Annotated in this window: 21 protein-coding genes, 2 tRNA genes and 1 CRISPR repeat array (1 of these 24 only partly in view); of the genes, 8 read left to right on the top strand and 15 right to left on the bottom strand. The window is 33.4% G+C overall.

Features of this window, described 5'->3' with window-relative positions; genetic code table 11:
- A CRISPR array of direct repeats spans positions 1 to 367; the repeat unit is 29 nt; unit sequence GTTTTCTTTGAACTAAGTGGGATAGAAAG (it extends 381 nt beyond the left edge of the window).
- A gap of 69 nt (positions 368 to 436) precedes the next feature.
- From uvrA to tig, 10 genes are all read right to left on the bottom strand, one after another.
- Entirely contained in the window at positions 437 to 3,202 is a 2,766-nt protein-coding gene (uvrA, locus tag PERMA_RS06605; protein ID WP_012675462.1) for an excinuclease ABC subunit UvrA, read from the bottom strand.
- Positions 3,203 to 3,268: 66 nt separating this feature from the next.
- Positions 3,269 to 4,198 (bottom strand): hypothetical protein, encoded by a 930-nt coding sequence (locus PERMA_RS06600; protein WP_012676861.1) that lies wholly within the window; start codon positions 4,196 to 4,198, stop codon positions 3,269 to 3,271.
- A 41-nt stretch (positions 4,199 to 4,239) separates the two neighbouring features.
- Positions 4,240 to 4,509, bottom strand: a complete 270-nt coding sequence (locus PERMA_RS06595) for a hypothetical protein (protein ID WP_012676148.1) — start codon at positions 4,507 to 4,509, stop codon at positions 4,240 to 4,242.
- Complete coding sequence (gene hemN / locus PERMA_RS06590; RefSeq protein ID WP_012676973.1) at positions 4,510 to 5,895, bottom strand: oxygen-independent coproporphyrinogen III oxidase; 1,386 nt, start codon at positions 5,893 to 5,895, stop codon at positions 4,510 to 4,512. It lies immediately after the preceding gene.
- An 89-nt stretch (positions 5,896 to 5,984) separates the two neighbouring features.
- Positions 5,985 to 6,605: an imidazole glycerol phosphate synthase subunit HisH gene (hisH, locus tag PERMA_RS06585; RefSeq protein ID WP_012676911.1), complete on the bottom strand. Its 621-nt coding sequence runs from the start codon at positions 6,603 to 6,605 to the stop codon at positions 5,985 to 5,987.
- Positions 6,602 to 7,378, bottom strand: coding sequence for a tryptophan synthase subunit alpha (trpA, locus tag PERMA_RS06580; RefSeq protein ID WP_472853286.1), 777 nt, complete (start codon positions 7,376 to 7,378; stop codon positions 6,602 to 6,604). The genes hisH and trpA overlap by 4 nt, the downstream gene beginning before the upstream one ends.
- A gap of 47 nt (positions 7,379 to 7,425) precedes the next feature.
- Positions 7,426 to 8,037 (bottom strand): ribosome biogenesis GTP-binding protein YihA/YsxC, encoded by a 612-nt coding sequence (gene yihA / locus PERMA_RS06575; RefSeq protein ID WP_015898951.1) that lies wholly within the window; start codon positions 8,035 to 8,037, stop codon positions 7,426 to 7,428.
- A gap of 1 nt (position 8,038) precedes the next feature.
- Entirely contained in the window at positions 8,039 to 9,274 is a 1,236-nt protein-coding gene (clpX, locus tag PERMA_RS06570) for an ATP-dependent Clp protease ATP-binding subunit ClpX (RefSeq protein ID WP_012675979.1), read from the bottom strand.
- A 2-nt stretch (positions 9,275 to 9,276) separates the two neighbouring features.
- Positions 9,277 to 9,885: an ATP-dependent Clp endopeptidase proteolytic subunit ClpP gene (clpP, locus tag PERMA_RS06565; protein WP_012675355.1), complete on the bottom strand. Its 609-nt coding sequence runs from the start codon at positions 9,883 to 9,885 to the stop codon at positions 9,277 to 9,279.
- A 3-nt stretch (positions 9,886 to 9,888) separates the two neighbouring features.
- Positions 9,889 to 11,229: a trigger factor gene (gene tig, locus PERMA_RS06560; RefSeq protein ID WP_012676184.1), complete on the bottom strand. Its 1,341-nt coding sequence runs from the start codon at positions 11,227 to 11,229 to the stop codon at positions 9,889 to 9,891.
- A 117-nt stretch (positions 11,230 to 11,346) separates the two neighbouring features.
- On the opposite strand from tig, the gene PERMA_RS06555 reads away from it, so the two are divergent.
- From PERMA_RS06555 to PERMA_RS06545, 3 genes are all read left to right on the top strand, one after another.
- Positions 11,347 to 11,841 carry a hypothetical protein gene (locus PERMA_RS06555; RefSeq protein WP_041530901.1) on the top strand — a complete coding sequence of 165 codons (495 nt, stop codon included), beginning with the start codon at positions 11,347 to 11,349 and terminating at the stop codon, positions 11,839 to 11,841.
- Positions 11,842 to 11,852: 11 nt separating this feature from the next.
- Positions 11,853 to 12,203 (top strand): hypothetical protein, encoded by a 351-nt coding sequence (locus PERMA_RS06550; RefSeq protein WP_012676559.1) that lies wholly within the window; start codon positions 11,853 to 11,855, stop codon positions 12,201 to 12,203.
- A gap of 87 nt (positions 12,204 to 12,290) precedes the next feature.
- Entirely contained in the window at positions 12,291 to 12,935 is a 645-nt protein-coding gene (locus PERMA_RS06545) for a 7-carboxy-7-deazaguanine synthase QueE (protein ID WP_012675818.1), read from the top strand.
- A 179-nt stretch (positions 12,936 to 13,114) separates the two neighbouring features.
- Here the strand turns inward: PERMA_RS06545 and PERMA_RS06540 are convergent, their stop codons facing one another.
- From PERMA_RS06540 to PERMA_RS10905, 5 genes are all read right to left on the bottom strand, one after another.
- On the bottom strand, positions 13,115 to 14,275 hold the full coding sequence (locus tag PERMA_RS06540) for an ATP-binding protein (RefSeq protein ID WP_012676721.1): 1,161 nt from the start codon (positions 14,273 to 14,275) through the stop codon (positions 13,115 to 13,117).
- Positions 14,276 to 14,496: 221 nt separating this feature from the next.
- Positions 14,497 to 14,580: transfer RNA gene (locus tag PERMA_RS06535), tRNA-Leu, on the bottom strand.
- Positions 14,581 to 14,609: 29 nt separating this feature from the next.
- Positions 14,610 to 14,693: transfer RNA gene (locus PERMA_RS06530), tRNA-Leu, on the bottom strand.
- Between the two features lie 40 nt (positions 14,694 to 14,733).
- A complete protein-coding gene (locus tag PERMA_RS06525) occupies positions 14,734 to 15,144 on the bottom strand; it encodes a hypothetical protein (protein WP_041530899.1) in 411 nt (136 codons plus the stop codon).
- Between the two features lie 231 nt (positions 15,145 to 15,375).
- Positions 15,376 to 15,504 carry a hypothetical protein gene (locus tag PERMA_RS10905; RefSeq protein WP_274377779.1) on the bottom strand — a complete coding sequence of 43 codons (129 nt, stop codon included), beginning with the start codon at positions 15,502 to 15,504 and terminating at the stop codon, positions 15,376 to 15,378.
- A gap of 488 nt (positions 15,505 to 15,992) precedes the next feature.
- Between PERMA_RS10905 and PERMA_RS10770 the strand changes: the two genes are divergently transcribed.
- The 5 genes from PERMA_RS10770 (at position 15,993) to PERMA_RS06500 (ending at position 23,433) form a co-directional block, all read left to right on the top strand.
- Positions 15,993 to 16,139, top strand: coding sequence for a hypothetical protein (locus tag PERMA_RS10770; RefSeq protein WP_012675648.1), 147 nt, complete (start codon positions 15,993 to 15,995; stop codon positions 16,137 to 16,139).
- A 374-nt stretch (positions 16,140 to 16,513) separates the two neighbouring features.
- On the top strand, positions 16,514 to 18,373 hold the full coding sequence (locus PERMA_RS06515; RefSeq protein ID WP_012676532.1) for a Mu transposase C-terminal domain-containing protein: 1,860 nt from the start codon (positions 16,514 to 16,516) through the stop codon (positions 18,371 to 18,373).
- A gap of 4 nt (positions 18,374 to 18,377) precedes the next feature.
- Positions 18,378 to 19,289 (top strand): TniB family NTP-binding protein, encoded by a 912-nt coding sequence (locus PERMA_RS06510; RefSeq protein ID WP_012675968.1) that lies wholly within the window; start codon positions 18,378 to 18,380, stop codon positions 19,287 to 19,289.
- A gap of 17 nt (positions 19,290 to 19,306) precedes the next feature.
- A complete protein-coding gene (locus PERMA_RS06505; protein WP_012676817.1) occupies positions 19,307 to 20,476 on the top strand; it encodes a TniQ family protein in 1,170 nt (389 codons plus the stop codon).
- Between the two features lie 260 nt (positions 20,477 to 20,736).
- Positions 20,737 to 23,433: a type I restriction-modification system subunit M gene (locus PERMA_RS06500; protein ID WP_012675904.1), complete on the top strand. Its 2,697-nt coding sequence runs from the start codon at positions 20,737 to 20,739 to the stop codon at positions 23,431 to 23,433.
- The last annotated feature ends 4 nt before the right edge of the window (positions 23,434 to 23,437 follow it).

Genomic DNA, 23,437 nt, shown 5'->3' with positions numbered 1-23,437 from the left:
GTTGAAGTTTTCTTTGAACTAAGTGGGATAGAAAGTACCTATTGACAAATCTCTTGAATGTTAATACAATGGTTTTCTTTGAACTAAGTGGGATAGAAAGCCAGCTGAGATGAAATATCTAACTCCTTCTTTGTCTTCGTTTTCTTTGAACTAAGTGGGATAGAAAGAAGAGTCTCTGTTTTTTCTTTGCTCCCCATAGATGAAGTTTTCTTTGAACTAAGTGGGATAGAAAGCCTTTAAGGTAAAGGTGAAGTTGCTATAGACTGATTGTTTTCTTTGAACTAAGTGGGATAGAAAGCTGCAAGTCCTTAGGAACATCAGGACGAAGAACAAAGCCAGTTTTCTTTGAACTAAGTGGAAGATAAAAAAAATTACCTTTATGAAAGATTTATATGTATTTTATCTTCAAATAAATACAGAATCTTTTTAAAACCTTCTAAACGCTCGTTAATCTCTCATCCTGAAGATACTTTTTCAGGAACTGTCCTGTATACGAGTTTGGATTTTCCATTATCTCCTCAGGTGTTCCTACAGCTACAATCTGTCCTCCTCTGTCTCCTCCCTCTGGACCAAGATCTATAATCCAGTCTGCATTTTTGATTATATCAAGATTATGTTCAATAACTACCACTGTATTTCCTTTATCCACAAGTTTATTAAGAACCCTTATAAGCTTTTCCACATCATGTGAGTGAAGTCCTGTAGTTGGCTCATCAAGAAAATAAAGAGTTTTTCCTGTATCTCTTTTTGAGAGCTCCCTTGTCAGTTTTATCCTCTGAGCTTCTCCGCCTGAGAGTGTTGTTGCAGGCTGTCCAAGTTTTATATAATCAAGTCCTACATCATTTAAAACCTTAAGTTTATTTCTGATAGAAGGCACATTCTCAAAAAACTCAAGTGCTTCTGCTACAGTCATATCAAGAATATCAGATATATTCTTTCCCTTGTATAAAACAGATAAAGTCTCCCTGTTGTACCTTTTCCCCTGACATACCTCACATGTTACATAAACATCAGGTAAGAAGTGCATCTCTATTTTTACAACACCATCTCCTTTACATGCTTCACATCTTCCACCTTTCACATTAAATGAGAATCTACCAGGTGTGTATCCTCTTATTTTTGCCTCTGGTGTTGCTGCAAAAAGTGCTCTTATCTGATCAAAAACCTTTGTGTAAGTTGCAGGGTTTGATCTTGGCGTTCTTCCAATTGGAGACTGGTCAACATTTATTACCTTGTCTATATGTTCCCACCCTTCTATAGTATCATGATCTCCAACATAATCATTTCTGTGGTGAAATCTGTTTTTTGCTGCCTGCCAGAGAATATCGTATATAAGCGTTGATTTTCCACTTCCTGAAACCCCTGTAACAGCGACAAAAAGTCCAAGTGGGATCTCTACATCTATATTTTTCAGGTTGTGTTCCTTAGCACCTTTTATAACAAGCTTTCTATCTGGATCAGGCTTTCTTCTTTCCTTAGGAACCGGTATCTTCAGTTTTCCGCTCAGATACTTACCTGTTAATGAATGGGGGTTTTCCATTATCTCTTCTGGCGTCCCTACAGCAACGATCTCCCCACCATACACACCGCTTCCTGGACCCATATCAACTATAACATCAGCCTCTTCAATCGTTTCTGGATCGTGTTCAACAACTATCACAGTATTATCAAGATCTCTAAGCTCTTTCAACGTGTTTATAAGTTTCGCAGTATCCCTTGGGTGGAGACCTATTGAAGGCTCATCAAGGACATAGAGAACTCCGCTGAGCTTTGATCCTATCTGTGTAGCAAGTCTTATTCTCTGAGCTTCTCCTCCTGAGAGCGTTGTTGCGGATCTCTCAAGTGTAAGATAATCAAGACCAACATCTATTAAAAATTTCAGTCTTTCCTTTATCTCCTTTATGATCTTCTCTCCTATAACTCTGTCCTTCTCAGACATTGGAGATTTCTCAAAATCCTCAAAAAATCTGTAGCTCTCCAGGATATTCATCCTGACCACATCCCAGATAGATCTGCCGTTTATAAGGACATAGAGAGCTTCCTTTTTCAGTCTTGATCCTTTACACACAGGACATCTTACTTCCCTTATAAACTTTTCAAGCTCTGCTCTCTGCTTCTCGTTGTCCGTCTCAAGATACTTTCTTTCAAGATGAGGAACTATCTCAAGAATAAGCTCATCCTTAACATCCTCAGGAAGGTCCTTAAACTTTGTGAATTTATTTATACCGTGATAATAGATGATGTCGTATATAATCCCTTTCACATACTTAAAGTAAAAACTATCTGTTATACGGAATGACTCAATAACAGCCCTGTTGTAATCTATAAGTGTATCAATATCTATCTTATGTATTATCCCAAGCCCTTTACATTCGGGACAGGCTCCGTAAGGACTGTTAAATGAGAAAAGTCTTGGAGAAAGCTCCGCTATAGAAAATCCATGTTGTGGACAGGCAAACTTCTCGCTGAAAATATGATCCTTTCCTTCAGATAGATTGTTCACAACTACGATGCCGTCACCCAACTTTAAAGCCTGCTCTATACTGTCATTCAGTCTTGTTCTGATTCCCTCTTTTATAACAATTCTGTCTATAACGATCTCTATGGTATGTTTTTTATTCTTTTCAAGTTTTGGAACTTCCTCCACAAGATATATATCACCGTCAACCCTGACCCTTGGAAATCCCATTCTGTTTATCTTTTCAAAAATATCCTTATGCTCTCCTTTCTTCCCTCTGATAACAGGAGCAAGGATCTGTATCTTGCTTCCCTCTGGAAACTTCAGGATCTGCTCAGATATCTCCTCAGCAGACTGTGAGGCTATTATACTGTTACATTCCGGACAGTGTGGTTTCCCTACCCTTGCAAACAAAAGCCTAAGGTAGTCGTAAATCTCCGTTACGGTTCCAACTGTTGATCTTGGGTTTTTTGATGTTGTTTTCTGATCAATAGCTATAGCAGGTGAGAGACCATCAATACTGTCAACATCTGGTTTTTCCATAAGACCTAAAAACTGTCTTGCATAGGCAGAGAGGCTTTCAACATACCTTCTCTGCCCTTCAGCATATATGGTATCAAAGGCAAGTGATGACTTTCCCGATCCTGAAGGACCTGTAATAACGATCAGCTTATTCTTAGGTATCTCCAGATCAATATTTTTCAGGTTATGCTGTCTTGCACCATGTATCACAATTCTGTCCATATTCACACCTCAGATTCCTGTTAAAGAATAAATAATATATTAAAAATCAGTCATTTGAAAAGTGTATCAATGTTCATCTTCTCCAGTTTTAAATGTCAGTTCCAAAATAAACTCATTGATCTGTGATCTGTAATAGTTATACTGAGCTCTTAATTTTATATACTCTGAAAATCTGAAGGTTATCATCCCTGAATACCTGTACTCACCGTTCTCAACATATCCATATCTCAATCCCGTTTCAACAGCTTTCTCTGCACTGTAAACCATCTGGATGTAATATCCGGAAGATTTATCACCCTCTTTTATTCTATACGCATACTCTCCCTGAAATCTGACATTTTTAAAAGACGAAATCTCTGCACCTGTAAATATCATTCTTGTTCTTCCTGAAGATTGATCTTCTCTAAATCCACCATCAAGATACGAAAAAACAGGTTTTATATAAGGAAGATTCCCTTTTACAAAAAATGTAAAAAGATCACCTTTTCCCTTTCCAAAACTGTACTCATTCTCACCCTGAAGTATCTCAAAGCCCGAAATGATATATTTATGATGATAAGAAACCTGAATACCTTTCTCAGTTAAGGCGTGGTATCCAAAGAAGCTCTGGTAAAAAACAGGAATATCGGAAAATTCCCATTCATGCTGATGTCTTTCATTCAGTATTCCTACAGAGCTTCTGAACTTTCCACCTTTTAATCTGAAAGTATCTCCTGTGAAAAAATAAAGCTCACCTATCTCAAAGGATTCCTCAGTTAAATGGAAAACGCCCTTTAACTTTATACCTTTTTCAACTGGGTATGAGATACTCAACTCCCCATAATTCAGATTGAATCCTTTATCTTTATTCATCATAAAATCAGAATGCTCATCATCAACACTGTAGATATCCTTATCCCTTCCAACGTAGGAAAAATCAAAGATAAAGTTTATATTCTCAAAAGCTTTAACATAACTAAAAATAGAAAAAAACAGAATAAAGATATAAAAATGCATAACGCACCTCCTTTTATTGTTTTTACCTGTTTAAAAGCCGATCAGAGATCGGATAAAGGAGGTGCACGCTGGTATATGTATGAGACTATCCTCTGAAGATATAAAACCTGATTTTCAGGAAAGTATATGTCTGAGGGAAACTGTAAGATTACAGCTTCAAAGCTTTCTACAGAACCATCAGACAGATTATTTATCTGGAATAAACATACAGGACAGTCTAAATGAACCCTACCGTCCTGATGGTGATGAACGGCAGAGTAACCTACAGAAAAAACAACCAGTAATATTAATAGTAACTTTTTAAGATACATTTATATAGCTTTGGAAAATCTCTTTTCCTTTTTAGCCTTTGTATAGATATCAAAGGTAACAGCTATATTTCTTATAAGAAGTCTTCCAGCAGGTGTTACATCTATTCTGTCTGGATAAAGCTTTAAAAGTCCATCTTTTTCAAGCTCTTTAAGTTCTTCCATCTCTGATGCAAAATACTGATCAAAATCTATTCCGTATTTTTCCTCAATCTCTTTCTTGTAAAGCTGGAAGTGGGACATAAGCCTCATTATAACGTCCCTTCTGATAATGTCATCCTGTGTGAGGATTATTCCCCTTTCTATAGGAAGTTTTCCTTCCTCAATCATCTCATAGTAGTCTTTCAGCTTTTTATGGTTCTGTGCATAGGCATCATATAGCATGCTTATAGATGTTGCACCAAAACCTATAAGCTCAGCCTCTGCGTGTGTTGTGTATCCCTGGAAGTTTCTGTGGAGAGTTCTTTCTCTCTGGGCAACGGCAAGCTCATCATCAGGTTTTGCAAAATGATCCATACCTATGAAAAGGTATCCTGCATCTGTCAGCTTTTCTATAGTCATCTTCAGTATCTCAAGTTTTTCAGCAGGTGGTGGGAGTTTAGATTCATCTATTCTTCTCTGAAGTCTTTTAAGCCATGGAACATAAGCAAAATTAAAGTTTGCTATTCTATCTGGATTGAGCTTTATAACCTTCTCAACAGTTTCTGTAAACGTTTCAAGAGTCTGGTAGGGAAGACCGTAAATAAGATCTATATTCACACTTTCAAACCCGGCTTCCCTTATCCACGACATAACGTTAAATATAAGCTCCTCAGGCTGTATCCTGTTAACAGCTTCCTGAACTTTTGGATTAAAATCCTGAATACCAAAACTTATCCTGTTGAAACCTATCTTTCTAAGAAGGAATATTCTTTCCTTTGTAACATGTCTCGGGTCTACCTCTATAGACATCTCAGCATTTTCATCAAAATCAAACCTTTTCTTTATCTCTTCCATAAGTTTTACTGTCTGATCATCTTCAAGGTAGTTAGGCGTTCCACCACCCCAGTGGAGCTGAACGACCTTTCTTGAGCGGTCTAAAAGTGAGCACATAATGTCCATCTCTTTAAAAAGATGCTCTAAATAAGGCTGAACTACTTCTTTTCTTCTCGTGATAATAACATTACAACCGCAGAAATGACATGCAGACTCACAGAAAGGTATATGGAAATAGAGGGATAGGGGTGTTTTTCTTTTATTTGATTGTATTACTTTTTCTCTCCACTGTTTTTCTGTTATCTCCGGTGTGAACTCCTGAGCTGTTGGGTAACTTGTGTATCTTGGTGCAGGTTTTGCATATTTCATAATAAGATCAAGATCAAACTTTACATCTTGAGGATGAAAAGCCATTTTTATCACCTCTCTATTGATTTTAGATACAGTAACTATATTAATGTATAAAATATAAAAATCCTATCAACTATATCATATATTCGTCATCAGCTCTCTTTTTCTACAAAACCTTTAAAGTTTTCAAGTAATTTAAGCCCTGCTTTCTGGCTTTTCTCAGGGTGAAACTGGACAGCCCACACATTTCCTTTCTGAACAGCTGAGCAGAACTCTGTTATATAATCTGTTGTTGAGGCTATATCACTTTCCTCAGAAGGAACAGCATAAAATGAGTGGACAAAGTAGTAGTACTCACCATCCTTTATATCTGAGAAAAGTCCATCTTTCTGTTTTATCCAGACCTGATTCCATCCCATGTGTGGGACTTTAAAGCCTTCCCTGTTTTCAAATCTTATTACTTTTCCTCTCAGAACACCTAGTCCCTTATGTTCTCCAAACTCATAACCATACTCAAAAAGTATCTGAAGTCCAAGACATATCCCGAGATAAGGCTTACCAGACTCTATTGATCTGATCACAGGATCCAGCAGACCAAGTCTGTCAAGATTATGCATAGCATCACCAAAAGCACCAACACCTGGAACAACGATAGCTTTTGAATTAAGAACATCTTCAGGATCAGAGGATACCTTCACATCAAGCCCAACCTTCTCAAGTGCTTTAGCAACACTTCTCAGATTTCCCATTCCATAATCAACAACGGTTATCATTCCATACCCTCTTTCAGCTGTTTTACAAGGCTTTTAATCCCTTCTATATCTGCCTTACCCTGAAGTTTTACAACAGCACTTCCAACTATCACACCATCAGATATCTGTGATAGCTTCTGTGTATGCTCCTTTTTTGATACGCCAAATCCTACAGCAACCTTTTTGCCTGTGATCTTTTTTATCTGTCTGACCTTGTTCTCAAGCTCCTCCCACGGAAGTGTATCCCTCTCACCTGTAATACCTGTGAGGGAAACATAGTATATAAAACTGTCGCTCATCTCACCTATAAGCTTTATTCTTCTCTCGTGTGACGTTGGGGCAAGTAAAAAGATCGTCTCAAGACCAGAACTGTTTGCTATTCTCTTAAAATTTTCCGCTTCTTCAGGTGGAAGATCAGGCACTATGAAACCATCTGCTCCCTTCTCTTTAGCAAGCTTACAGAAATCCTGTTCTCCCATAACGTATATAGGGTTATAGTAAGTCATCAATATCAAAGGAATATCTGGAAACTCTTTTTTTAGCTTTTCAGTAAGCTGAAAAACATTTACAGGTGTTATCCCGTCTTTTACAGCTTTTTCATGGGCGACCTGAATTGTTGGACCATCTGCTACAGGATCAGAAAATGGAACTCCAACCTCAAGAATATCAGCCCCTGACTGTATTAAAGCCTTTGCTGTTTCATAACTTTTTTCAAGGGAGGGATAACCTGCCATAAAGTAACAGATAAGAGGTTTTTTCCTGCTGAATATCTCACCTATTAAAGACAATTTCACCACCTTCAAATTTGTTGACAGATAATATTTTATCAGCTTTTAACTGATCAGATTACCGATTTATGGGATCTTTCCTCTGTAAGAAAATCCAAAACATAGCTCATAAGCTCTTTAATACCTGTTCCCTCTTTTGCTGAGGTTAGAAATACTGGAAAATCCTTTGGAAGTCCAAGTGTTTCCCTTATAACCTTTTTTGTCCTTGCCTTCTCACTCTGATTAAGTTTGTCAGCTTTTGTTGCAACAACTATATAAGGAATTCCAAGGTCCTCAAGCCATTCTTTCATCATAATATCTAACTTTGTAGGTGGATGCCTGCTGTCAACAAGCATTATAACAAGGGATAGATTTTCCCTCGTTTGAAAGTACTTTTCTATCATCTTTTTCCATTTTGCTCTTTCTGCCTTTGAAACAGCAGCGTAACCGTATCCGGGAAGATCAACAAAAGAGATCCTGTCGTTGAGAAGGAAAAAGTTTATAAGCCTTGTTTTTCCCGGTGAAGATGAAACCTTCGCTATGTTTCTTTTAAATATCGCATTTATAAGGGAAGATTTACCAACATTGGATCTTCCTACAACAGCAACCTCAGGATATTTAGGCTGAGGGTAATCCTTAGGATTTACAGCACTTTTTATAAACTGGACTTTTTTTATAACAGACATATTAGCTAGCTTTCTCGTAAATCATAACTGGCTGTTTTTTCTTCAAAACAACATCTTTATCTATCACTACCTTTTTAACACCCTGAGCCTGAGGTATCTCGTACATAACATCAAGCATTATCTCCTCAACTATAGCCCTTAAGCCCCTCGCACCTGTTTTCCTATCAATAGCTTCTTTTGCTATCGCTCTTATAGCATCATCTGTAAACTCAAGCTCAACCCCGTCCATAGAGAGAAGTTTTTTATACTGTTTTATAAGAGCGTTTTTTGGCTCTGTTAAAACCCTTACAAGTGCATCCTCATCAAGCTCGTCAAGCGTTGCCACAACAGGTATTCTTCCTATAAACTCAGGAATAAGACCAAACTTTATAAGGTCTTCAACCCTGACCTTTGAAAGTATATTTCCTTCTTCCTCTTCTTTTGATCTTATCTGAGTTGCAAATCCTATTGATTTCTTACCAATTCTCTGTTTTATAATATCCTCAAGACCTACAAAGGCACCACCAAGTATAAAAAGTATGTTTGATGTATCAAGCTGTATAAACTCCTGATGGGGATGTTTTCTTCCACCTTGAGGTGGTATATTTGCAACAGTTCCCTCAAGTATCTTTAAAAGTGCCTGCTGAACACCTTCCCCTGAAACATCCCGTGTGATAGATGGGTTTTCCCCTGACTTTTTAGCTATCTTATCTATCTCATCTATATATATGATGCCTTTTTCAGCCTTTTCTATATCATAATCTGCCGCCTGAACAAGTCTTACAAGGATACTCTCAACATCCTCACCGACATAACCTGCCTCTGTTATGTTTGTTGCATCTGCTATCGCAAACGGAACGTTAAGTATCTTTGCAAGTGTTCTTGCAAGGAGGGTTTTACCAGAACCTGTAGGACCTATTAAAAGGATATTACTTTTCTCCAGTTCTACATCATCATCTGTGTATCTTCCCGGATGGAATATTCTCTTATAATGGTTATAAACAGCTACTGAAAGTATCTTCTTTGCCCTTTCCTGTCCTATAACATACTCGTCTAACTTTTTCTTTATCTCGGCAGGTGTTGGAAGTGATTTAAGCTCAGGTGTGTCCTTCTCAATACTCTCAAGCTCTTCTTTTATAAGTAGATTACACTGTGTTATACAGTCATCACATATAAATATATCGTTTGGTCCTGCCACTAAGACTTTTGTCTCTTCCTGTGTCTTCCCACAGAAAGAGCATCTATTTATCCTGTTCATACTTACCTCTTCTCTATTACTTTATCTATAAGACCGTACTCAACAGCATCATGAGCAGACATGAAGAAGTCTCTCTCTGTATCCCTTTCTATCTTTTCCAATGGCTGACCGGTATGTTCTGCAAGTCTTTCATTAAGGTATTTCTTAAGTCTCAGTATCTCCTTTGCATGTATCTCTATGTCTGTAGCCTGTCCCTGAAATCCGCCAAGTGGCTGGTGTATCATTATTCTTGAGCTTGGAAGTGCGTATCTCTTTCCTTTTGCTCCTGCAGAGAGGAGAAAAGCTCCCATAGATGCAGCCTGTCCCATACATATCGTAACTACATCAGGTTTTATGTATCTCATAGTGTCGTATATAGCAAGACCTGATGTCACAACGCCACCTGGTGAGTTTATATACATATAGATATCCTTCTCTGGATCCTCTGATTCCAGGAATAGAAGCTGTGCGATAATAAGGTTCGCTATATGGTCATCAATAGGAAAACCAAGCATAATAATTCTGTCTTTTAAAAGCCTCGAATATATATCGTAAGCTCTCTCACCTCTTGGTGTCTGTTCAATAACGATAGGAACTAACTGGCTTACGATACTATCTAAATCTTTGCTCATATATTACTCCTCCTTTTTTTCTTCAGCTTCTTTTTCTGCTTCAGTTCCAGCTTTTTCCTCTTCGGCCTTCTTCTTTTCGTACTCCTCCTTTGTCATCTCAACAATATTAGCCCTTTCTTTTATTAAGTCAAGAACTTTTTTCTTAAGTATCGAGTAAATAATATTATTTATAAGTCCTTTTTCTTCAAGATACTGTTTTAGCTGATCTGCTGTCATATTGTAAGCTTTGGCCATATTCTCTATCTCTCTGTTTATCTCCTCTTCCTCTACTTTGATACCTTCTTTTTCAGCTATCTTATTTATAACAAACATAACCCTGACATTTTTCTCTGCTGTCTGTTTTAGACCTTCAGCAGCGGCTGCCATCATCTCCTGATTTGGTTTTATCCCGTAAGTCTCAAGCTGTTTGGCATACTCCTGCAGTAGATACTCAAGCTCTGCTTTAACAAGAGATTGTGGAACCTCAAAATCATACTGCTCAGCTAATTTATCAATGATCTTCTGTTCAAGCTCCCTTTCCTTTGCCTCTTTTATCTGATTTTCAAGACTCTCTTTTATTTTTTTCTTAGCTTCTTCAACATTCTCACCGAGATTTATACTCTTCACAAACTCATCATTAAACTCTGGGAGAACCTTTTCTTTAACCTCAAGTATTCTCACAGTCACAGTTGCCTTACCAAACTCTTCACCTTTCTCGTTGTAAAGTGATACATTCTCGGCTGTCACCTCATCTCCAGCTTTTTTACCTTTTATCTTTTCCTCTATCTCAGGTCTGAGCTGGCCCTGTCCTACAGCAACCTCAAACTCATCTTCCTCTTCTTCACCTGTGTCAGCTTTTATGTGGTAGTGGATCTTTATAAGATCTCCATCCTCAACCTCTTTGTCTGCTAATTTGTACGTTGCGTGCTGTTCTAAAAGGTTCTGTATAGCTTTTTCTACATCCTCATCGCTTACCTCATGTTTTATCATCTCTATCTCAAGACCTTCATAATCCTTAAGCTCAAACTCAGGTGCAACCTCAAAAGCAACCTTCATCTTTAATGAGTCTCCTGAAAGTTCAACATCACCAAAGGTTATATCAGGTGAAACAGGGGATAACTTCTGCTCCTCTAAAATAGACTGTAGCTTTTCAGATATAAACTTTCTTGCAACCTCTTCCTTTATAGCCTGCTTATATCTTGCCTTTATCACAGCAGGCGGAACATGTCCCTTTCTAAAACCTGGGATATTAACGTTTTTAGCTATCTCTCTGACAACATTGTCAATTAAACTTTTTATCTCCTGACCTTTTTCTTCAATAGTAAGTGTTCTAACAAGACCTTTCTCTTCTACAGTAACGCTCATCTGTCACTCCTTTTTTGATTTTTCTTAAAAAATACAAGCTTTTATTATATCAAAACTGATTAATCATTGATACTTGTATTGAAATGAGTAGTTTAATTATAAAAGGAGGAGGGATGTATGATGAAAGATATAAAAGTGGTAATAAAATGGAGTGAACCTATTGAGCTTTTTAAGCCCGGTAAGTACAACACGGATGAGAAGTTTATTGATCATCTGAGAAAAGCATTAATGGAGAATGACAGTCCTCTTCTTGAGAAGAATGGTTTCTTCGTTTTCCTATCAGGTGATATTATTCCTGAGGAGAGATTATCCGTCGTTCTGATCGGACATAGTTATGGAAGTTCTGTAAAAGAGAAGATATGTAAGCTGAAAGGTCATATCAGGGAACTGAAATGTATATACAGAAATTACAAAGATGAAAATCTTTATCTGAAGATTGGTATAGTTGAACAGCTTAATGAAAAAGAGAGTGAAGAGCTGTATAATAATATTCTGTGCAGTCTTGTTTTATCAAACTACCCATCGTGTAATGAGCCTTGTAAATTAACAGCACTTGGCGATATTTATATTAGAAATACAGGTAACTTTTCACCATTGAAAGAAAACTCATAGGAGGTGCGGATATGGAGGTATGGGTTTCTGTCAGTGGTGAAAAGAGAAAGTATCAGGGCTCTTTCAGATCTGTTATGGAAAAGATAGCCCTTGAAGGTAAAGACAAGGATCTGAAACTTCTTTCAATACACGCTCCCAAAAAGGAGCTGAGAAGATTCAAAAGGAATCTAAGAGCTTACAGCAAAGATCTATTTAAAACAGCAAATGAGATAGCAAAATGGTTTTACCAGAAGGAATACAGAAAGCTTTCCAGATTATCAAAAGAGCTCAGGAAGAAAACAGATCCACAGTCCGCTGAGAGATACTCCAAAATTCAGGAAGAACTCTCTCAGGTAAAAGAGAAACTTTCAGCCCTCAGTTAGGGGAGAGATCTCTCCCCTTCTTTGAATTTAAAGTAAAAACAGATATATTATTTTACCTGTGTCAATTTTTATCAGGGTGTTGATTTATTGGAAAAATTTAATGTAGTTGAGATATTCCCTTCAATTGAAGGAGAAGGTAGCTTAATAGGTTATCCGGTAACATTTATAAGACTTGAAGGATGCAATCTAAGGTGTGAGTGGTGTGATACACCTTACTCTTATGATGGAAAAACCTTCAGCAAACTTACATCAGATGAGATAATTTCTGAACTGAAAAGATATCCAAACAGAAAAGTCTGTCTTACAGGTGGGGAACCTTTAATATGTGAAAATGTTGATAAACTGATGACAGAAATTATTAAAGAAGGTTACAGTCTGATAATAGAGACAAACGGGACTGTTCTTACAGAGGAGGTTAAAAATGTTCTAAGAGAGTTTGGAGAAAGTATATACATCGTTGTCTCCCCAAAACCTGACTCCTTTTATTTCATAAATAAAGAACTAATACCGTCTGTTGATGAGTTTAAATTTATTGTTGATGAGACCCTGAGAATAAAAGATATTCTTATGTATCAGATATATTACACAGAAAAACCGCTTATACTTCAGCCTGAAAGCAACAGAAAAGATATGATAGATAAGGCTCTAAAATTACAGAGAGAACTTCTTGAAAAACACAGTATTGAAGCGAGGGTTATCCCACAGGTTCACAAGTATATGGGGATTATGTGAGCAATCTAATATTCAGCAGTTTTTCTATGATCAGCTTTTCATTCATTGAACTGTCCCGATATTTTCTTTATTTTATATGGGCTTTATCTAAAAGTATCGTTATTCTATTAGTTCGTCAAGTGTCCCGAAGGACCGATTTTTTTAAATCGGGACAGAGTTAATTCTTCTGTCTTTAATTACTATAAGCTTTGATATTTTTCAAAACTATCAACTAAGATTTTTTCTTTTGCTGGATATTCGTTAAATAATTTAAGCTGTTTTTCGTTTAAATCCCTTTCATATTTTGCCTCAATAAGGATTTTATCTTCTGTTAAAAAATCAAGTTCTATGCCGTCATGTAAAACATAACAGGATTTTCTATTTTTTATTTTTAGAAACACTAAATTTTCAAACACTGCTCCTAAATCTCTAAAACCTGTAATCATATTTCTTATCCCAACATCCCCAGCATATATTTTTTTAGGTGATTTTAATCTTTTATTCAGCTTTCCGCATCTTTCTATTGCATAAATTATATATGTGTCTAAGAAATACTCAAAAAATCTTTTTGCTGTATCAACACTTATACCTAATACTTTGGATATTTTATTTAAACTTAACTGTTTCCCTGCTCTTTCCATTAACAAAAAGAAAAATTCTCTAACAGCAGTTTTTTCTTTTATGTTGTGCATAGCTATTATGTCTTTATAGATAATATCATCTACTAACTGTTTTATGTATTCTATATCTTCTGTCAAAACATACTCTGGTATCCCTCCAATTTTCATATAATCTTCAAAGTAGGCTTTTAGTAAATGTTTATCTGCCTTTTTAATTTTTATTTCTTTAAAGTTTAAAAATTCGTCAAAATCAAGTGGTAAAACCTCTGTGATCTTTTCCCTTCCTGTCAAATATGCTTTTTTATCCTTTAGAACTGATGCGGAAGAGGAAGAAACGAATATCTTTGCATTATAAAGATCATAAATGTTTTTTAACTGCACTGAAAAATCTTTTTTATATGTAATCTCATCTAAAAAGAGATAAATTCTTTCTGAAAAGGGTATCTTTTGTAATTTTAGATATTCTTCTACTATGTCTAATACGCTTAAATCTTCAAGCTTATAAAAATCTAAGGATATAAAAAATATACGATTTGGCTGTACGTTTTTTTCGTTTATGAGTTTATTTATAAGTATTTTCATTATTGATGTTTTACCTATGCGGCGAAGTCCTGTAATTATTTCAATAGATGGTTTATCTATAGATGACAATAAAGGAATTGTATATTTAGGTCTATCGATAAAATTTATTTTGAATTCTTCTTCCCACCATGGATTGAATCTGTAAAAAATCTCTTCCAATCTGTCTATCCTTTATCGTAAATTCTGTGTATAACTATACGACGTCATCGTATAAAAAGCAATAATTTTATATGATACCATCGTATAGATAAGATTTTAACTATTAATTAGCCTGGGTGAAAACTGGGTGCAGAATGCAACCAAATTTTTAGGAATTTTCTGGAATTTTCCAAATAGAGAAAAATCTCTGAAACAGTTGAAAATATTGGGAAAACATTGAATGCGAGCGGAGGGAGTCGAACCCTCACGGCCTTGCGGCCACAGGATCCTAAGTCCTGCGCGTCTGCCAATTCCGCCACGCTCGCAAAGTGAGGAAAGATTATATCATAAAATATGCGGGTGGTGGGAGTCGAACCCACACGGGCTTTCGCCCACAGGATCCTGAATCCTGCGCGTCTGCCAATTCCGCCACACCCGCAAAAGCAAAAACAATTTATACCTTAAATGGATTAAATCAATTACTGTGTTGTAAGCATAACCTTAAGGTATGTAAATCCCATATGCGGCTCTATTTTCATAATGATGAGCTTGTTATCCTTTGTGTATGAAAGAACAGCAGTCTTCCCTACAAGTGAGACATCCGGATTCCATCCTTTTTTAGGCATGTTCTTATCAAAGAAATCTACAAGCTTTGCAACAGATCCTTTACCCATGTATATCAGATAAGCTCTAACATCACCATTGTTCTCAAATATGAACGAGTAGTTCTCTTTAAACTTGAAGTTGGCAGGAACTACAAAACTGTATCTGCCTAAGTTTTCTGTTTTAGCAACAAGCTGAACAGGTTCCTTAGATGTCATTGTCTGGAATTGTGCACAACCTGTTATCACAAAAACCAGCAGTCCTAGAGCAACAGCTAACTTTCTCATAATATCTCCTGTCTGAAATTTTTTTAACATTAATATTTTATCAGTTTTAAGGGCATGATAGGAAGTTCATGGAGTGAGATTGTTTAAGCTATAGTAAGTTTTAATTATAGACTTATTTCAGAATTTTTTATTCTTCTTCTCTTCCCTAAATCTCTCACTGTTTTTTCAATATCTTCAGTTCTATCTTTCCATATTCCAGCTACTTCATCAATTGTTTTTATAAGATTTTCTTTAGTCTGGCTTATTTCTGCTCTGAGCTTTTCTCTTATAATTTCGGATATAGTTTTTCCCGTTTTTTTTACTTTCGGCTTTTAAATAGTTATAAATATCTTCATCTAAGTAAATCTGGGTTCTCTTCAAATCAGTCCCCCTAAATTATGATGTACATACACATTATAACTTGATGGAAATTTACAATATTAAAAATACTTAGAATAGATTAATGATTCTTGGACTTAAAAAGTGGATTTATGGAATAGATAAATAAGGTTTCAATCTATCTGAAAAAGTTTCATATTTTCTGAAAAACTACAACAATTGTAGTTTTTCACATATAATGATACCAAATTATGATCTAAATATCTATTTATCGTAATTTTTTTTCATAAGAATTGAGACTTTTTTCAAAAACATTGAAACTACACTTATCTTTTTCAGAAAGCTTGCAACTTTTCGTTTGAGACTTTACCTTTAAGCTTAAGAATTAAAAAGAGTTTGTATAGGTTATAGCTATGCAAAAAATTAGAAAAATTCCTATCCAGTCACGTTCTGTAGCAGGTTCATTTTTTAGTATAAAAAATAATAGACGAGTAGAATTTGAATCTCAACTGGAGAAAAAAATATTCCTAATGTTAGAGTATGATGAAAATGTAGATAAATATATAGAACAACCTATAGAGATTCTAGGTGAAGTTAATAACAGAAAAGTTATATATATACCTGATGTTTATATCATCTATAAGAACGGAAAAGAAGTTATAGGAGAAATAAAATAAAATATAAGAGTGAAATAGATAAGGGAGATAAGAAATTAATTAATAAATTAGAAACTATAAAAAGTTATTGTCTAAAAAACGGTTATGAATTTAAAGTTTTTACTGATGAAGATCTAAATGAGACTCTGTTGAAGAATATAGAGTTTTTGAGATTACACAGAATCAAACCAGAAAATTTTGATGATATTAGTGGAAAAATTTTTTGTTTTCTATCAAAGTACGGTAGTAAATCAATAAAAGATTTACTTCAGATAGAAGAAAAAAGCAAAGTATTACCCGTTATTTGGTTTCTATTATACAAAAAAGAATTGAGGACAAACTTACGAAAGGAACTGTCCGTAGATTCTGTTTTGTTTCTACAATAAGGAGACGCCATGAAAATATCCATTAAGCAAGGAACTAAGTTTTTATATAAGGATAAACTTTATGAGATCTTATCTTTTAAATCTGATTTACAAAGTGTCATAGCTAAGGATTTAGAAAATGGAATCTCAGAAATAATAAAGGTTAAAGATATAGAACCATACGATGAAAATCTTAAGAATAAATTTAATAAGATAGTAAATAGTGAGTTTTCAGACAAATCATCAAAAGAATTTGAAATAGCAAAAAGAAGGTATGAAATTATAAAACCACTTTTAACCAGTTCACGTTGTAAAAAAGATGTAATAAAAAGGGCAAAAGAATTCAATTTATCTGTGTCTACACTTTACAGATGGATAAAGAGTTTTGAAAAAACAGAATCTTTAGAATCATTAGTTCCAAATAGATGTTTTTTAAAAAAAAGAAAAACCAAATTTAATGATGAAGTAGAAGATATAATTCAACTCTTTCTAAAAGAAAAGTACTTGTCAAAGCAAAAATATTCTATTAGTAGAATTTATAATGAAATATGTATCTTTTGTGAAGAAAACAACTTAAAACCTCCATCCCTTTCCACTGTTTGGAGAAGAGCTAATGACCTTGATAAACAAGAAGTATGTAAAAAAAGGTATGGAAAAACTAAATACTTAAGTAAGTTTAAAAGCTCTGAAAAAAGTTTTGAAGTAAATTTCCCCTTAGAAGTTATTCAAATAGATCATACTTTACTTGACATAATTGTAGTAGATGAAATACACAGGCAACCTGTAGGCAGACCTTGGATAACTATAGCTATGGATATATATAGTAGAATGGTTTACAGTTTTTTTATTTCATTAGAATTCCCAAGTGTCTTTTCAATAGGTCAATTATTAATGCTAGGTATATCTACTAAAGAAGAATATTTAGAAAAATTAGGAATAGAAGGTGCGTGGATTATATACGGTGTTCCTAAGTCTTTACATTTAGATAATGCAAAAGAATTTCACAGTCGAGCATTAAAGGATTTTTGTGATATGTATCAAATCGAAATAAACTATAGACCTAAAGGATCTCCTCATTTTGGAGGACATATAGAAAGATTTATGAGAACTCTTAATGAGGAAATGCACAATCTACCAGGTACAACATTTTCCAATAAAACCTATAGGGAGAATTATAACTCAGAAAAGCATTCTGCTTATACGTTATTTGAACTTGAGAAATACATAGCTAGTTATATTGTGAACATATATCATAAAAAGAAGCATTCATCTTTAGGTATATCTCCTGAAGAAAAATATAAAAAAGGTATTTTTGATGAAAAAAATAGAAGTATAGGACTACCTCCAATAATACCTACAGATGAAATTGAAAGAATAAGAATATCATTATTACCAACTGTATATAGAAGTATACAAAAAGATGGTATTAGTTTATTTGGAATAAAATATTTCAGTGAAAGCTTGAAAAAATACATAAATCTCGAAAGGAATAAAAAATATACAATAAAATACGACCCTATGGACTTAAGTAAAATTTATTTATGGGATTCTTCCATAGAACATTATTTTGAAATACCTTATAGGAATACACTCAATCCTAAAATAACTCTCTCAGAGTTAAAACAGGTTAAGAAATATTTGTCTAAGAAAAAAATTGATCAAAAGAATGAAGTTAATATTTTTAAAGAATTTAAAAAACTTAGAGAAATAGAAAAGGAGGCTGTAAAAAAATCTAAAAAAGTACGCCGTAAGAAGTCATCTAAAAATTATTTAGAAAATAGGAAAGAATACTTAGGAAGTAGCAATAATACTCAGAAAAAAGATACTAATTTAAATGTAGATTTTGATTTAGATAATATTCCAAACTTTGATATTGATATAGGAGAATAATATCATGGGTCTTTATGATTTTGATAAAGAGTACCTAAAGTTTCTAGAGAAAAAAACAAAAGAAAAGTTATATGCATCGGATAAAATAAGAATTAATTACATTAAAAGCGAAAAGTTTGTTTATTACCCAAAGGCAAAAAGAATTATAGAGAAATTAAATAATTTAATGAACGAACCTCCAAGAAGCAGAATGCCTAATTTACTATTAGTAGGAGAGAGTAATAATGGAAAAACAAGTATTATCAAAAAATTCCATGATTTAAATCCTCCTATTGAGGAAATAGAAGCAGCACAAATCCCTGTTGTTATGGTTCAAGCTCCACCCAGACCCGATATTAAGGCTTTGTATAATTACATATTTATGAGCTTGAATATTGAAGTAAGGAAGAGCGAAACTTTATCTTTACAAGAAGAAAAAATCGTATATTTCTTTAAAGTTTTCAAAGTAAGAATGCTAATAATTGATGAAATTCACAATATTTTAAGCGGAAATTTCAGTAAACAGCGAGAGTTTATGAATGCTATAAAAAACTTATCAAATATTTTAAAAATTCCTATAGTTTTAGCAGGAATAATAGAAGCAGTTAATGCCGTTAGTACTGACAAACAGATAAGCAGTAGATTTAGACCCGTCTATTTGGAGAGATGGTCATTTAATAAAAATTACATAGGATTATTACTCTCTTTAGAGAAGACTCTTCCTTTAAGAAAACCTTCTTATATTCACAAAAATATGCAATTAGCTAATAAGATACTAACTTATAGTGAAGGATTAATAGGTGAAATTGTAGAAATAGTAAATCTAATGGCAATAAATGCTATAAAGACTGGAAAAGAAAAAATATCTGAGGAAGATTTAAAGGAAATTGATTATATTCCATTATCACAAAGTAGAGATATTATACATTTAAATTAATATAGGAATTTATAAAATTGGGAGATTATTTTAAAAGCCAATCATCTTACTCAAATACTTTCAAACATAAAAACTCTAAATTTCCAATAAGACTAAAGCCATTAAAAAATGAGCTTTTATCTTCATGGCTATTAAGAGAGGCTTATGCTCACTATATGAACCCTCCAGCTTTTATATCTTTATATTTTTATAATTTTGATAGACATATATTTCACAGAGATATTGATTTAGTTGGGATCAATGAAAATTTTATTAAACAGTTAGTTTCTAAAACCTATTATAAAAAAGAAGACTTTTTAGGTATGACATTAAAATCGTATGAAGGATACCTGTTTATAAATTTAAATAAATCAAACAGAAATTTATTTATTTTACAGCCGAGATTTAGAAAAGGAAGAGCTATAAAAAAAGCGATAAGATTTTGTCCTTTATGTTTAAAAGAAAGTAAAGAACAATATTTAAAAAAATACTGGAGGTTATCTTTTTCTACAATTTGTTTAAAGCATAAATGTTTTTTATACGATAACTGTCCAGAATGTGGAGAAGTATTTTCTCCAAACAAAAGAAAATATGATATAAAAGAATATCACTGTCATAAATGTGGATTTTCTTTTAGTCAGTCTCCTATCAAGTATGTATCCAAATTATCGAGTGGTTTCAAAAATATACAGAAAATAAATGAAATATTGGAATCAGGAGTTTTTATATTTGAAGGAAAACCCATTTTATCTATTTTCTTTTTTCCTATACTTAAGCAAGTTTTAAGATTTTTATATTTTTATAATTTCCGAACAATCGAATTACTAAACGAAGAATCTCATTTATTAAATATCCAACTTCCCGAAGAGAAAAACAAAAAGAAAAGATTTCTAGAAGATCTATCTATAAAAGAACACTATATTTTATTCACAGTAGCTATGGAGATATTTAAAAGTAAAGATAGTTTTGAAAAATATATTAAAGATAATAAAATAGGATTTCCATTTCTAAACAGAGGTATTGAATACATTCCTTTCTGGTATGATGAGCTTATTAAACAATTTAGTAATAAACATTATTTCCCAACGGATGAAGAAATTAAAAGTGCAGTTAAATATTTAAAGAAAAAAGGAATAAAACCAAGCTACAAAAAATTATCTAAAATGTTTGATTGTTATTTAGATAAAAGAAGAACCGTAGAGCTTTGATACGAAGTTATTGAAAATCCGGATGATTATTTATAGTAGATACAGAAATTATACTATGTGAAACACATAGCGAGGGTATACGTTTATGGCCATTTTGGTTAAAATAATTTTAAATTGAAATTTAAAGGAAAAGTAATACAGAAGGAAAAATAGACATGATTCTTAACATGATGTAATATCATAATTTTAGATTGTATTGAAACAATTCACCTGTAGAAATGGGAGTTTTTCAAGTACCAAGAAATAGGAGGGTTTAAATCTTGGCAATCAAGAAAACACAACTTTACAATCATCTTTGGGAGGCTGCAAATGCACTCAGAGGGGGAATGGATGCAAGCCAGTATAAAGACTATGTATTAACTATCCTATTTGTTAAGTATGTAACAGACAAATACAAAGGAGACCCTTATAATGAAGATGGATTTATAGTTCCTGAAGGTGGAAGCTTTGACGATTTAATAGAAGCAAAAGGTAAAAAAAATATTGGAGAAAGAATAAATATAGTTTTATCAAAATTAGCTGAAGAAAATGGTTTAAAGGGTGTGATAGATATAGTTGATTTTGATGATGATACAAAGCTTGGCACTGGAAAAGAAAAGGTTGATAGATTAACAAAGCTTATAGGTATTTTTGAAAATCCAGAGCTTAATTTTTCAAGAAACAGATCGGATGGAGACGATATCCTCGGTGACGTATATGAATACTTTATGAAGAAATTTGCAACAGAAGCAGGTAAAAGCAAAGGACAGTTTTACACTCCTGCTGAAGTATCAAGAGTAATGGCTAAAATTATCGGTGTTGAAAAAGCAACCTCACCAGACCAAACAGCATACGACCCAACTTGTGGAAGTGGTTCTCTGCTTTTAAAAGTAGCAGATGAAGCTCCTGTAAAAATATCCCTTTACGGACAAGAAATAGATATAAATGTAGCTAATATTGCAAGAATGAATATGATACTGCACGGAAGACCTGATGCGGAAATAGCACAAGGGAATACATTATCACACCCTAAATTTAAAAATCCTGATGGAAGTTTAAAAACATTTGATTTTGCAGTTGCAAATCCACCATTTTCACAAAAAAACTGGATGGATGGTGTTAATGTAAAAAATGACCAATACCACAGATTTGACGATGGAGTTCCTCCAGCTAAAAATGGAGATTATGCTTTTCTACTTCATTTTATAAAGTCTCTAAAGTCTAAAGGAAAAGGTGCAATTATTTTGCCTCATGGTGTTTTATTTAGAGGGAATGCTGAAGCTGAGATTAGAAAGAATTTGATTAAAAAAGGATATATAAAGGGTATTATAGGCTTGCCTCCAAACCTATTTTATGGAACTGGTATTCCTGCTGTTATTTTAGTAATAGACAAAAAAAATGCTCAAGCAAGAAAAGGAATTTTTATAATTGATGCATCTAAGGGATACAGGAAAGACGGAAACAAAAACAGATTAAGAGAAAGGGATATTCATAAAATTGTAGATACATTTGTTAATTTTAAAGAAATCCCTGGCTATTCCCGTATGGTAAGCCTTGAGGAGATTGAGAAAAATGACTACAACTTAAATATTCCAAGATATATTGAAAGTACAGAAAAAGAAGATATTCAAGATATTTATGCACATTTACATGGAGGCATTCCAAAAAGGGATATAGACAAGATAGAAATTTTAAATGTTTTTAATGATTTAAAAAATCGGTTATTTAGAAAAAAAGAAGAAGGTTATTACACTTTGAATGTTGATATTGATAACTTAACAGAAATCATAGAAAATGCGGAAGAAGTGAAAGAGTTCAAATCACATGCTTTAGCAGTATTTGAAAAATGGACAGATGAAAATATGCCTATTTTAACAGGAATTGATAAAAACACTCATCCAAAAGAGTTTATCAAAACTATTTCAGAAAGTTTACTTGAATTTTATAAACCTTTAAATCTGATTGATGAGTATGCAATTTATCAAATTCTTATGGATTACTGGGATGAAACAATAAAAGATGATATCTATATGATTATTGAAAAAGGCTGGGTTGCAGAACCTTATAGAATAATAGAGAAGAACAAGAAAGGTAAAGAAATAGACAAAGGTTGGACTTGTGATATTTTGCCAAAAGATATTGTTATAAATGAATTTTTCAAAGAAGAAAAAGAAGAAATTGAAAGCTTGGAAGCACAAAAAGATGAAATTATCAGACAAAGAGAAGAGTTAAAAGAAGAAAATTCTGGAGAAGATGAAGCGTTATTTGAGGTAGAGAAAAAATCTGATGTTTTAGAAAATTTAGAAGATTTTAAAAGATTAGCGTGGGAGGAATATTTCGAAGATGAATATAATCAATTATTAGGACTTGAAAAAGAATTGGAGATATTAATGCTAAACAAATTGGAATTAGCCCATTCTTTAGGTATTTTCTCTAAAAAAGAGCTTTCTCAAAAGTATTTAAAAGAAAAAGCTAAAACTACTTCTGATGAGAAAGAAAAAAAACTTCTAAACGAACTCTTAGAAATTTTAAAAGTCATAAAAGATAAAAAGAAAGAAATTAAAAGTTTAAAAAATGAACTTGAGGAAAAAACTCAAAATTTAATAGCAAAAGATACTAATAGAGAATTTTTAAAAGAGATTAGTATTTTAGAAAAATACCTAAACCTTTTAGAAAAAGAGGCAGATCTTAAGAAAGAGATAAAAGAGAAAGAAAAAGAGCTTGATAAAAAACTTCTTGAAAAGTATAAAAGTTTTACACAGGAAGAAGTTAGAGATTTAGTAATAAATAAAAAATGGTTGAAATCTTTAAAAGAAGCGGTAAATGATGAGATTGAAGAATTAATTATGAAACTGATTAATAGAATAAAAGAACTTTATGAAAGATACGAAAATCCATTACCTGAAATTGAGAAAGAAGCAGAAGAATACGAGCAAAAAGTAAAAGAGCATTTAAAAACAATGGGATTTAGTTTTTAGGTAG

It is taken from the genome of Persephonella marina EX-H1 (assembly GCF_000021565.1).
GTDB lineage: Bacteria > Aquificota > Aquificia > Aquificales > Hydrogenothermaceae > Persephonella > Persephonella marina.
This window is presented reverse-complemented; position numbering and strand designations above follow the sequence as displayed.